Origin of the sequence: Corallococcus llansteffanensis (genome assembly GCF_003612055.1) — a bacterium.
Taxonomy (GTDB): domain Bacteria; phylum Myxococcota; class Myxococcia; order Myxococcales; family Myxococcaceae; genus Corallococcus; species Corallococcus llansteffanensis.
Map to the genome: position 1 here is coordinate 1 of NZ_RAWB01000030.1, position 12,190 is coordinate 12,190.

The window sequence follows — 12,190 nt, forward strand, 5'->3', positions numbered from 1 at the left end:
CGGGGGAGGGGACGGTGGGTCCTCCTGGCTTCGAACCAGGAGCCCATCGGTCATGGCTGGTTAGAAAACCCAGTAGTTCACAGGGCCAAAATGGCCTTCGGCGGCGTTGTAGGGGCCTGACCAGCCTGCCGGGCGCGGTGCATAGCTGAACGCCGCAAGGACGATGCGAGCAGCGCGGTTTGGAAAATAGGCAGGGCCAAGGTTGTATTGGTTGTCAGGGGCCGCGGGGTGGCCGGCGATCCAGGTCCCATTGAGAAAGTAGTCCCAGCGCCACCCGCTCGAAGAGTTCCAGTATTGGACCTTCAAGGTGTATGCGTTTCCCAGGGGCGTCGACACATCCGTATGGACTGTCGGCGTATTGCTGGGTGCGCAGTTCGGCACACCGCTGGGCGGCGTTGCCGTCGGATGCAGTGCCCCATCAAAGGCAGCCTCGTAGCACGGCCCCCACACATTGAAGTAGGACCGGCCAGAGTTGATGTCCTTTAGAATCCCGATCGCGCGATAGTTGAACTCATTCTCATAGATGCCAAGGTTCCAGCCACAACCCGAGGCGCCAGCGACCTGGGTGCACGATGGCACCACCTGGACCTCCGCGATGAGGCCGGTGGGGAATGAGATGGGATTCAGGGAGGCGAACAGGAAGCCATCTCCGTCTGGAAACTTCTTCTCGGCATGCAGATACAGCCGATTGTTGGACGTGGCATAGCAGCCGTTGGGCCCCGCTGGCGCTGCGTTACAGTTCGGATCCCAGTTGTTGTAGACCCACCGCTGCGAGGCGTCCCAGATGGTATAGCCGGTAGGGTAGTTGAACGTCCCGCCGACGCTGATTTGGGGGGCGCTCCAGTCCTCGAAGACAGCCGCGCTCGCGAGCGACGCGTACGTTGCGAAAGCTACGGCAGCAAGTCTTGCATGAAGCTTTGACATAGGCCTTCCGGGTTGACGTGTTTCGCTCAGTGCTCTGATTCCATGCGAAACAGGCTTTCCAGGATTCGACCCCTGGGTGAGGCCCCGAGTCAAACGGATACGTAGAGGGCGGAGGGAGCCCGGGACTTCTTCAGCCCGCCAGGTTGCTCCTGACACTCGAAGCCCGCCCCCTCCCGACGTAGGGAGGGGGCTGTCCCCCTCCCAGCGGGAGCGGGGCGCTACTTCGTGAGCGCGTCCACGCGGAGGTTGAAGGAGGTGACGTTGCCGACGCCCTCGACCATCACGTAGGCCTTGCCCGCCACGGGGTTGATGATGGAGCAGACTGCGGGCAGCGTGGCGCTGTCCGCGGTGCAGTCCACCGCGCTCGGCACCGCTGGCGCGCTACCCTGGCGCACGTAGACCTTGAACGCGCCGCTTTGCCCGAACGACTGCGTGGCCGTGACCTGGAGCCGCTTCTTGCCCGCCGGCACGTCCACCTCGTACACCGTCCGAGACAGTTGGTTGAGGTTCGGCGTCACCGTCGTCGCGAGCGCTAGCGGGTGGCTGTAGTACGCGTGCAGCGTGACGTTGGAGTACGCCTCGTAGCCGTAGACGACGACGTAGTACGGCTGATCGTCCTCGACGCCGGTGGTGTAAACGCAGTTCTCCGTGTTGCCCACCGCGTCGCTCACGCAGTCGTAGTCGGTGAACGTGGGCTCGGCGTACCGCTTCACGTAGACGTCCGCGTCACCGGTCCCCCCGCGCAGCGTGAAGCTCAGCTTCTCCGCGGGCGCCGGGTTCACCAGGTAGAAGGTCTGCACCGAACCCAGCCCGCCCGACACCGTCACCGGATAGCCGTTGTAGATCGTCGTGCTGAGGGCGCTCGACTGCGACAGCAGCTCCGGGGCCACTTGCGGCGTCGCCTTGCCCTCGGCTCCGGGAAGGGGCTCGCCACAACCGATGCCGAACAGCGAGACCAGGGCCACTGCGGAAACCGCGCGGGTGAGGTTCATGGACGCTCCGTGTTGGGTGGAGCACGCAGGGTAGGGAGCGGCCGGTGCCGCGCGTGTCACAGTCCTGCAACTCGGTTTCTCGTTGGAAGGCCGTGACCTTCACGTTGCCGGGATGTTGCCGCTCGGAGGATGGCCACCGCCGCGTTCAGTTCGCGGCGGTGTTCCCGAGTCCCAGGAAGGCGCGGGTCCGCTCGTGCTGGGGGTGGGCTAGCACCTGGTCTGGCTTCCCCTCTTCGATGATGTGCCCGCCGTGCAGCACCAACACCCGGGAGGCCAGCGCCCGCGCGAAGCGCATCTCGTGCGTCACCGTCACCAGCGTCAGCCCGTCATCGCGCAGCCGCTCCAGCAGGGACACCAGGTCCGCCACCCGCTCCGGATCCAGCGCGCTCGTGGGCTCGTCCAGCAGCAGCGCCTCGGGCTCCATCGCCAGTGCCCGGGCAATGGCCACCCGCTGCTGCTCGCCTCCGGACAGCTCCGCGGGGTACGCGCCCTCGCGGTGCGACATGCCCATCTTCGCCAGCAGCTCCCGGGCCCGCTCCGTCGCCTCCTTCACTCCCTGGCCCTTCACGTGGACCGGGGCTTCGATGACGTTGCCCAGCGCCGTGCGGTGCGCGAACAGGTGCCACTGCTGGAACACGAAGCCCACCCGCCGCCGGATGTCCCACAGCCGCGAGGCCTGCGCCTGCCCGCGTCCGGGCTCGAGCGCGCAGTCCCCCACGCGCACCGAGCCTCCATCGAAGGACTCCAGCCCGTTGAGGCACCGCAGCAGCGTGCTCTTGCCGCCGCCCGAGGGCCCCACCAACGCCACCACCTCGCCCCGGGCGAAGGTGGCGCTGATGCCATCCAGCACCGTCCGGTCCGCGTAACGCTTGGTCAGCCCTCGCACCTCGATCATGCCCGCTCCAACTTCGCCTCGAGCATTCGCGCGAGGCGGGACAAGGGGTAGCTCATCGCCAGGTACAGCACCGCGCACAGGGCTCCTGGCAACAACCAGCTCCGCACATCCACCGCGGTGATGGTCATGCGCTTGGTCAGCTCCACCACGGAGATCACCGACACCAGTGAGCTGTCCTTGAGCAAGGCGATGAAGTCGTTGGTGGTTCCGGGCAGGGCCACGCGGAACGCCTGGGGAAGCACCACCCGCCTGAGCGCGAGCCGGGTCGGCATGCCCAGGGCCAGCGCCGCCTCCATCTGCCCCCGGGGCACCGCGAGCAGGCCCGCGCGATACACCTCCGCCTCGTAGGCCGCGTAGTTCAGCCCCAATCCCAGGATGGCCGCGCTGAGCGGACCCAGCCGCAGCACGCCCGCCAGTCCGTAATACAGGACATAGAGCTGCAAGAGCACCGGCGTGCCCCGGAGCAGCTCCACATAGGTCGTGGTGAACACACCCATCCACTTCGGCCCATACAGGCGCCCCAGCGCCAGCGCCATTCCCAGCGGGATGGCCAGGACCATGGCTCCCACCGAGACCCCCAGCGTCACCAGCGACGCCTGGAGAAAGAGCAGCACCTGGTTCCAGTCCAGGCGCGACGTGCTCGTATGGGACAGCACCTCGCGCGTCTGCGCCTCCGTCCACTCCACCATGCGCTGCTCGGCGGCGGTGTCGATGCCCCAGCGGCGGAAGATCTCCCGCAGCTCCCCCGAGCGCGCGACGCGGCCCAGGGCCTCATCGAGCGCCTGGCGCAGGTCCTCCTCTCCAGGCCTCACGGCGATGGCGTAGTACCCCTCGGCCACGTCTCTGACGACTCGCAGGCCGGGGCGCTGCAGGCCGTAGCGCTGTGCGATGATGTCGTCCATCAGCACGGCATCCAGCCGGCCCTGCTCCAGGTCGATGTATGGCTCCTGGACGCCCTCGTAGGGAATGGCCTGCGCCCCGCTGCCGCGCAGCAGCTCCCACGCCTGGGAGTTGGAGAGGGTGCCCACGCGGCGCCCGCGCAGCGACTCCAGCCCCGTCACGGTCGTGTCGTCCCGCCGTGCCATCAATTGGAGATGGAAGAGATAGTAGGGGCGCGTGAAGAGCACCCGGCCCGCGCGCGTGGGGGTGATCTCCATGCCGTTCATCGCCACGTCGAAGGAGCCGCCCCGCTCCAGCGTGGGGATGAGGCTGGACCAGTCGTTCTGGACAAGCTCTGCGCGCACGCCCAGCTCGCGGCCCAGTGCGTCCGCCAGCTCCACCTCGAAGCCCCGGTACTGGCCCGGGTGTTCCGGGTCCTCCATGGCGTAGGGCTCTCCGCCCTGCGCATCCGCGCCCCAGCGGAGCACGCCCGCGCGCTGCACGCGTTCGAGCCCCGAACCCTCCTTCTGGCCGCAGGCCGTCAACCACACCAGCACGCCCGTTGCCAGGCAGGCGCGGGAGAACAGGGAGGCGCATCGCGGACGGAGGGGAGGTGGGTCGGTCATGTCATGCAGGGCACAAGCAGCCTCACTCCCTCACTCCATAGAGCAGATGGGCCAGGTTCGGGTCAATCAAGTGACGTCCCCGCCCACCAACCGACGGATGCCCTGGAGCTTGTCGGGATTGCGCGTGACGTAGATGGCGACGATGCGGTCCTCCTCGAAGGCGAACGCGGTGGCGGATCGAAGGCGTCCTCGGGAGTCACCTCAGGCGGCTTCACTGCGCGGGGACACCGGATGGATGGACTGGAAGCCGATGGAGATCCGGTTCCAGATGTTGATCATCCCGATGAGCAGGGTCAGCTTCACGCTCTCCTCCTCGCTGAAGTGCGCTCGCATCGCAGCATAATCCGCATCCGGCGCGTGCGTCTGGGAGACGAGCGTCAGGGCCTCGGTCCAGCCCAGGGCCGCCCGCTCGCGGTCGGTGAAGAGGGGCGACTCCCGCCAGGCGGACAGCAGGTAGATGCGCTCCTCGGTCTCCCCCTGCTTGCGGGCGTCGAGGGCGTGCATGTGGATGCAGAAGGCGCACCCATTGATCTGCGAGGCGCGGATCTTCACCAGCTCCGTCAGGCTCGCCTCGAGCCCGCTGCCCTGGACCTTCCCTGCGAAGTCGAGCATTTCCTTCATCACGGCCGGCGCGGCGGCAAAGGGATTCATCCTGGCCTTCATGGGTGCGGCTCCGTTTTTCGGGGCAGGAACATCCTGTCCGCCCCCAGGACGAATCACCCTCGCAGCCTGTGACATGGTCATTTCGGAAGGGATTTTCCCTCCTCGACACCTTCAGTAGGTCGCCTTCAGTGTCACGCCGGAATAGTCCGTGAAGCCCTTGATCATCACAGCGAGGCCTTCCCGGCCGGCACGGTGAGGGTCCAGTAGCGCGTGTCTGACATTCTCAGGGCACCAGGAAGAGGCTGGCGCCGCTTGCCAGGCGCTTCCGGACCGCGCGCGCGTCGAGCTTGATGAGGACCTCGGGCTCCTCGTCCGTCTGTTCCTCCGCGGAGAGCGAATCCCACTCCTCCGTGTCGAGCACCTCCGGGACGACGAGCGTGCGCAGGTCAGGAGGCTTCTGCGACTTGATGACCTTGCGGCCGTTCATCACGTAGTGCGTGAGATGTTTCGCGTGCAGCTGGGACGCGTCGCCAAAGAGGGTGAGCCACGCGCCGGAGCCGGAGTCGACGAGCTCGGCCTCCACCACGCCGGCCGCGTACGTCACGCTGTCCGCGGAGCGCGCGACCAGGGCCTCGCGCACGCGCAGCGTCCCGGTGCACACAAAGGAGAAGCCGACGCCCACGAAGAGGTTCTGGCACGCGACGTCGCCGAACACGACGAGGACACCCTGGTCATGCCCGGCGAACTCGACGAGCATGTTGCCGTCGAGCTCCAGGGGCCCCTTCACGAGTGTGTAGGGATTAGGCGGCCGCCACGGCGCGGGGCCGGCCTGCTTCACCCCGTCGAGCTCGGCCCAGGGCTCCTCCACGTCGAGCGTGAGCAGGTCGTCGACGAACTCGCGGAGCGGCGCGGGAGCCGTCTGGAGCTGGGGCGGCGCGGTGGGCCTGGGAGGCATGGTCGGGCTGTTCCTTCGAGGGAGGGTGCCGTTTCCTCCTGCCCGACATGCTCGGCGGGTGGCAATTCCTTTCTTCGGGGCTGCTCGCAGGTGGCCCGGGCCAATATGGCTTCTCTCCCGCCTCTACGCCTACAGCCCCTCGTCCTTGCAGAGGTCTTCCTGCATCTCCGTCAGCGCCTTGTGCGCGCGCATCGGCTGGCAGGTGTTCGCCAGGTGGTAGGACGAAGCGCCCACCATCGCCGCCTTGAGCTTGGGACCCAGCGCGGACCAGCACGCGTCGAACGCCACCTTCTTCGCGCTGACCGCGCGCGGATCCGTCGCGGGCAATCCGAGCGCGGCCACCACCGTCTCCGCGAGCCCGTCGTCCTTGCAGGCGCCGGCGTCCTTCTTGCCCCCCACGGCGGCGGCGAAGAGGGGCATTGGCACGTAGGCGTGGTGTCCCTTGCGCACGGCGCGCGCGGCCTGGAGCGCTCCTTCGGAGCCCACGTCCGGGTTGAGCTCCAGGTACGTGTCGAGGCACTTGTCCCTGTCCAGGTCCAGGCAGTGCTCCAGGTCCTTCCGCGCGACCTCGTCCCGCGCGGTGGCGAAGCGCGGGGTCTGGGCGAGGAACGCGTACCGCTGTCCCAGCGTCCGAGCCTTCCGGGTGGCCGCGAACGGATCCTTGTCGTCGGAAGTGCCCGCCGCGGCCTGGGCGACCGCCGCGTCCGTGACCAGCGCCCGCCACGCGTCGGAGCGCGCGGCGGGAGCGACGTCCTCCGCGCGCTCCAGCAGCTCCGCCCACGCCTTCTGCGAGCCGAGGGCCTGGAGGTCTTCCAGGGTCGCGGGGGCGCGGGCCAGCGCCTCCGCCGAGCAGAGCGCCGCGAGCAGCACGATTCGCTGGAACCTCATGGGGAGAGCTTCCCGTCCAGGAACGCCGGCCCTTCGGCCGCGCCCTTGTTCGTGGTGGTGAAGGTGAGTGTGTCGCCCGCGCGCTCGAACCCGAGCGTCGGACCGAAGCGGCAGACCAGCGCCCTGGCGTCCTTCACCGAAGCGCAATGCTTCCCGGCCTGGGTCGCGAGCGGGGCGCAGGCGGCCCAGACGTCGAGCTCCGCCATCTGCTCGTCGCCGAAGCTCTTCCAGTCGAAGGTGAAGGAGGGCGCGACGCCGCAGCGCTTCTGGAGGGCGGCGACGGCCTCCGTGGCGCGCGCCGCGTACTTCTTCTCCAGATGGGGCCAGGGCTTCTTCTGGAACGCGGCGAGCTGGCCCGACTCTCGTTGCTGCTGGTGCGCGGCGAGCACTTCCCCGGCGGCGAACCTGTCCGTCGCCTCCTGGTTGAACTTCACGCGGAACGAGGGCGCCCCGGGAAGGGACGCCTCATGGACACCGTCCCGCTGGACGAGGACCGTGTAGTCGTCCCCGTGGTAGCGGGTCACGTAGTCGGCCCCGCGCGACAGCTTCTTCACGGTGCACTTCAGCGTGATGCCGTCGTGTTCGGAGTCGGTGCCGCGCACGCGGATCAAGGCTTCTGACGACGTGCGCGGCTCCAGGGTGACGACCTCCACGGTCTGGCCGTCATTGCCTCGGTAGACCTTGCTCGCCGCGGCCTCCAGGGACTGCGCCGCCGTCGTCGCGAGGACCGCCACCAGCGCCAGCGCGGCTGCAAGGGTCCGGGGCATGGCTAGTTGAAGGCCTTCTCGAGGGTGGCCTTGGCGTTGTCGGTGATGTTCGCGTGGTCCTTGCCCAGGTGGTAGGTGAACACGCCCTTCTCCAGCGACATGTTGCGCAGCGTCGCGCCGTTGGAGCCGTCGTCCTTCTGGGTGGGCTTCACGCCCGAGAACAGGCACGCCACGCTGGTCACCTTCTTGGAGATGGCCTTCTTGTACGCGGGGCGCTCACACATGGCCTCGATGCCCTGGAGGGCCCCCTCACAGTACGAACTGAAGCTCGTGCCGGACCACTCCTCCGACTTGAAGTTCTTGAAGTCGGACGTGACCGTGAGCTTGGTGCCGCACTTGTCGTTGGCGGCCTTCAAGGCGCCCTTGATATCCTCCTCGAACGAGGCCTTCGCCTCCTCCTGCGCGGGCTTGAGGTCTTCTTCCTCGGCGATGGCGGACGTCGACAGCAGGACCACGGCGGCGAAAACGTGCTTCAAACGCATGGAGAGCTTCCTTCTGGTTGGACAACGTCCAGAAGTCTCCATTTCGACACCCGGGAAAACAAGGGTGTCACGACTCTGGCCGCGTGTTGCCGCGCTGTGGCAATGAACACCGGGTGATGGGTGCACCGATTTGGAGCGGTAGCCGTCGGAATCCTCCGGTTCGCGGGAGCGATGCGCGAGCTGGAGGCTCTCGTCCTCGGCGAGCTGTTCCGTCTTGATGACGTTGCGGTCCGCCTTGAGTTGTTCCACCTGGCCTTCACGTAGGACGTGGAACTGGCCCATCTTCGGGGCCAGGCTCTGAAGCGGGCCCCGGCCCGGACACCCCATGAGACTGCCGATATTCCAGATTGATGCCTTCACCGACAGGGTGTTTGGCGGCAACCCGGCCGCGGTCTGCCCGTTGGCAAGATGGCTGCCCGACACCGTGATGCAGCGAATCGCGATGGAGAACGCGGTCGCCGAAACCGCCTTCTTCGTCCCACGGGGGCAGGATTACGAGATCCGCTGGTTCACTCCCGAGATCGAGATGGACTTGTGCGGGCACGCCACGCTGGCCGCCGCGCATGTGATCGCGCGGCATCTCGATCCGTCCGTCGAATCGATCCGGTTCCATTCGAACAGCGGCGAGTTGTTCGTCCGCATCGACGCGGAGTCCATCACCCTGGATTTCCCGTCGCGCAAGCCGGAGCCTGCGCAGGCGCCGGCGATCATCCTGGAGGCGTTTCATTTCAAGCCGACCGAAGTTCTGAAATCCCGGGACTACGTCCTGGTGTTCGAGGACGAAGACACCATCAGGCGCCTCACTCCCGACCGGAACCTGCTCGACCGCATCAACCTCGATCCGGGGGGTGTTGTTGCAACCGCCAGGGGACGCGCCGTCGATTTCGTATCGCGATACTTCACGCCTCAGGCGAGCATCTTCGAAGACCCTGTCACCGGCTCCGCGCATTGTTCGCTCGTGCCCTACTGGGCCGAAAAGCTGGGCAAGGAATCGATGGTCGCGATGCAGTTGTCGCCGAGAACCGGCACGCTGCACTGCCGGCAACAGAACGACCGTGTGCTGCTGGCCGGCAAGGCCGTCACGTATCTCGAAGGGCACCTGACGATCCACCCTGACGCCTGGTGAAGCGGGGCAGACCCTGGCGGGCCCACACAGGCCGGAGCGATACCGCTTGCCCGCGGGCAGGGGTGTCAGTCGCGTGGCTTCAGGATTTCATCCAGGATCGCCGGTGTGCCCTCGACCCGCCGCAGCCGGGGGTAGCGCAACCCCTCATGCCATGGAATGAGGGCGGAACGGGTGGCCGTGCCCTGGCGCCAGGAGAGCCGCAAGGGCTCCTGGTGCGCGGTGGCCTTGACGGCGTCCTTCAGTCGTTGCGCGTCGTAGGGGCTCCCGTTCACGGCCGTCACCACCGCGCCGGGCAGCAGGCCCACCTTGAAGGCAGGCCTTTCCCACTCCACCCGGAGCACCTTGCCGTCCTTCGCGAGCGTCATTCCGAGGGAGTCGCCGAGGTCCACGTTCCCGCTCGCCGCCTCGGCCCGCCGGATGGCGTCCGTGGGTTCCTCGCTCCAGGCGAGCGTGTAGCCGCCTTGCGTGATTCCACCCAGGGGCGGGGCGTCGCGCGTCTCTTCAATCCGGGAGCGGAAGAAGCCTGACCAGTCATGGGGCAGGATGTCATTGAGCGTGGTGACGATGTCTTCCAGCGTGTACGTCATCGTCACCTGGCTGCCCGCGCGTACGCCGAAGAACGCGCGAGCGAAGTCATCCAGCGACTTGCGGCCGCCACTGCGCTCCCGGAGCAGCGTGTCGACCTCCAGCCAGATCAACGCGCCCTCGGAGTAGGCATCGAACATGTCGCGCTGCCAGCCCCGCCAGGAGAGCGGCTTGCGGCGCTGCACGACGGCGTCGTTTGTCACGTCCCGGAGCGGGCGCCAGCTCCGGCCGGGGCGGCTGGCCATGGCCGCCGCGGTCGCGGCCCAGTCGTCGAGCGCGTCTTCCCGCGTCCACAACCCCGCCCGGGTGGTGAGCACGTCCTGCCAGTAGGACGTCAATCCCTCGAAGACCCAGAGCAGTGAGTCGCGCTCCGGCGTGTTGAAGTCCGGCGTCCACATCTCTGCGGGGCGGCGGAACAGGCCGTTCCACGAATGAACGAACCCATGCGCCAGACGTCCACGGTGTTCGGGCCTGTCCTTCCAGGTCGTGAAGAAGTCGGCGGGCAGGGCGTTCTCACCCGCGCGGAGGTGTTCGAAGTAGCTGGGGCCGAAGCCGTCCGCCAGCCAGACCATCAGGTCGTAATGGTCGTAGTGTTGCGAGCCGAAGAGCCGGTAGGCCTGTTGCACGAGTGCCTGGTAGCCCCGGACGAATCCGGGAGGTGGTTCGAGCCCCGCGGCGTCGTCGGCGACGATGTTCACGTGGACCGGGACGGGCTCGTCGCTCAACAGGATGCGTTTGAAGGCACGGCCGGCAATCACAGGTGAGTCGACCAGCGTGTCCAGCGTCACCGGCTGGAACCGGACCTCACCGCCATCCCGTTGGGCGACGGTCAGCGGCGAGGCGAACTCCCAGGTGGGCGGCAGCTTCACGCTGGCCACATAGGTGATGCGCCGGGCGTAATGGCCCGCGGGATACAGCACCAGGTGGTGCCATTGCAGGTCCAGCATCGTGGACGTGGCCACCACCGGGCCCACGCGTGGCTCCGTGGCGCCAAGGAACTGGGAGTGCACGTCGATGGACGTCACGCCCGCGGGGATGTCGATGTGGAAGGCCGCGACCTGGACGGCGTCGCGGGTCCAGGCAATGACTCTCTTTCCGGCCTGGACCTTCAGCCCCGCGAGTCCTTCCAGTTGACCGGTGGGCCCATGGTCCCCAGGAAGCCACTGCGGGAAGAACAGCGTCAACCGCCTTCCGGGCGCGACCGGGATGGTTTGCTTGACGCGGAAGAGCCCGCGCGCCGTGTCGGTGGCGTCGACGTGCAAGCGGATGGTGCCGGGGAAGGGCGTGTCACGCGGCGCCTCGATGGGCGGCGGCATGGGCGCGGGTTGGGGCAGCGGCCAGGACTGGGATGCGGAGGATGCCTGAGCGTGCGCCGCCGTCGAAACCATCCAGACGGCCACCGTGGCGACAACGCATGGCATGACCCTGACGCTTCGAGGATGGGCGGGAGAGGCCGGCATGATCCGCGTCGTATCCCGGACCCGTCTTGCCGAAAATTCCGAAGTCTGGAAGCCTGGGTTCGAGGAAATCGAACGATGCTCCCCCGGATCAACCTGGACATGGATGTCTTGCGGACGTTCGTGACGGCCTTCGAGCTGGGCAGCTTCGCCCGGGCCGCCGCACGGGTGGGCCGGTCTCCGTCAGCGGTGAGCTCCCAGCTGCGCAAGCTGGAGGAGCAGGTGGGCCGCGCGCTGGTCGAACGCTCCGGGCGCGGGCTGGTCCTGACCGAAGCGGGAGAGGTGCTGCTGGGCTGCGCGCGGCGGATCCTCGAACTGAATGATCAGACCGTGGACAGCTTGCGAGGCAGCGAGCTGGAGGGCGAGGTCCGCCTGGGGTTGCCGCAGGACTTCGCCGAAACCTGGCTGCCCCGGGTGCTCAGCACCTTCGCGCGCGCGCATCCGGCGGTGCGCATCGAGGTGCGCACCGAGCGCAACGCCCACCTCGTCAACCACGTGATGACGGGCAAGCTGGACCTCGCGCTTGCCTGGAGCGGTGGGGCTCGCGGCTGCAGTGAACGCATCGCTGAACTGCCGCTCGTGTGGATTGGTCAGCCTGGCTGGCAGGCTACGGGAAGCCGCAGCCAGCCGCTGCCGCTCATCGCCTTCGAAGCGCCCTGCGTGTTCCGGGAGGCCTGCACGACTGCCTTGGACCGGAAGGGGCTCGCCTGGCGGATCGCGTTCGCGAGCCCGAGCCTCGCGGGCCTGTGGGCGGCGGCCGAGGCGGGGCTGGGCGTGACGCTGCGAACGGCCTTCGGCCTGCCGAAGACGCTGGCCGTGCTGGAGCCCGGCGCCTCGGGCCTGCCCGTGCTCGGGAGCATTCCGGTGCACCTGCTCAGGGCTGAACGGGAGCCGAGCAAGACCGTGGCCCAACTGGCCGGCATCCTGCGTGAATCGCTCGCGCAGGAGCTGACGACACCCCGGCGGGCGCGGCCGCGCGGCAGGGACTGACGCCCGTTCGCGCCGAGGCGG

General features: G+C 67.7%; 12 protein-coding genes. 2 read left to right on the top strand and 10 right to left on the bottom strand.

The window, feature by feature from the left end; genetic code table 11:
- Nucleotides 1-60 precede the first annotated feature (60 nt).
- From D7V93_RS44385 to D7V93_RS04765, 9 genes are all read right to left on the bottom strand, one after another.
- Complete coding sequence (locus D7V93_RS44385; protein ID WP_147451042.1) at nt 61-924, bottom strand: hypothetical protein; 864 nt, start codon at nt 922-924, stop codon at nt 61-63.
- Nucleotides 925-1,142: 218 nt separating this feature from the next.
- Nucleotides 1,143-1,916 (bottom strand): PPC domain-containing protein, encoded by a 774-nt coding sequence (locus tag D7V93_RS46415; protein WP_244237109.1) that lies wholly within the window; start codon nt 1,914-1,916, stop codon nt 1,143-1,145.
- A 145-nt stretch (nt 1,917-2,061) separates the two neighbouring features.
- Nucleotides 2,062-2,811, bottom strand: a complete 750-nt coding sequence (locus D7V93_RS04730; protein WP_120642214.1) for an amino acid ABC transporter ATP-binding protein — start codon at nt 2,809-2,811, stop codon at nt 2,062-2,064.
- The gene (locus tag D7V93_RS04735) at nt 2,808-4,247 is read right to left on the bottom strand and encodes an ABC transporter substrate-binding protein/permease (protein ID WP_244237110.1); all 1,440 of its coding nucleotides are present in this window, start codon (nt 4,245-4,247) and stop codon (nt 2,808-2,810) included. Before D7V93_RS04735 ends, D7V93_RS04730 begins: the two co-directional genes overlap by 4 nt.
- A gap of 270 nt (nt 4,248-4,517) precedes the next feature.
- On the bottom strand, nt 4,518-4,979 hold the full coding sequence (locus D7V93_RS04745; RefSeq protein WP_120642216.1) for a carboxymuconolactone decarboxylase family protein: 462 nt from the start codon (nt 4,977-4,979) through the stop codon (nt 4,518-4,520).
- A gap of 223 nt (nt 4,980-5,202) precedes the next feature.
- Nucleotides 5,203-5,874, bottom strand: coding sequence for a hypothetical protein (locus tag D7V93_RS04750; RefSeq protein ID WP_120642217.1), 672 nt, complete (start codon nt 5,872-5,874; stop codon nt 5,203-5,205).
- A 129-nt stretch (nt 5,875-6,003) separates the two neighbouring features.
- Nucleotides 6,004-6,762 (bottom strand): hypothetical protein, encoded by a 759-nt coding sequence (locus D7V93_RS04755; RefSeq protein ID WP_244237111.1) that lies wholly within the window; start codon nt 6,760-6,762, stop codon nt 6,004-6,006.
- Entirely contained in the window at nt 6,759-7,529 is a 771-nt protein-coding gene (locus D7V93_RS04760; protein WP_120642218.1) for a hypothetical protein, read from the bottom strand. The genes D7V93_RS04755 and D7V93_RS04760 overlap by 4 nt, the downstream gene beginning before the upstream one ends.
- A 2-nt stretch (nt 7,530-7,531) precedes the next feature.
- Entirely contained in the window at nt 7,532-8,011 is a 480-nt protein-coding gene (locus D7V93_RS04765; protein WP_120642219.1) for a hypothetical protein, read from the bottom strand.
- Between the two features lie 325 nt (nt 8,012-8,336).
- Here D7V93_RS04765 and D7V93_RS04770 point away from each other — a divergent pair, with 325 nt between their 5' ends.
- Complete coding sequence (locus D7V93_RS04770) at nt 8,337-9,137, top strand: PhzF family phenazine biosynthesis protein (RefSeq protein ID WP_120642220.1); 801 nt, start codon at nt 8,337-8,339, stop codon at nt 9,135-9,137.
- Nucleotides 9,138-9,202: 65 nt separating this feature from the next.
- Here the strand turns inward: D7V93_RS04770 and D7V93_RS04775 are convergent, their stop codons facing one another.
- The gene (locus D7V93_RS04775; protein ID WP_158623649.1) at nt 9,203-11,143 is read right to left on the bottom strand and encodes a M61 family metallopeptidase; all 1,941 of its coding nucleotides are present in this window, start codon (nt 11,141-11,143) and stop codon (nt 9,203-9,205) included.
- Nucleotides 11,144-11,257: 114 nt separating this feature from the next.
- Here D7V93_RS04775 and D7V93_RS04780 point away from each other — a divergent pair, with 114 nt between their 5' ends.
- On the top strand, nt 11,258-12,169 hold the full coding sequence (locus tag D7V93_RS04780; protein WP_120642222.1) for a LysR substrate-binding domain-containing protein: 912 nt from the start codon (nt 11,258-11,260) through the stop codon (nt 12,167-12,169).
- The last annotated feature ends 21 nt before the right edge of the window (nt 12,170-12,190 follow it).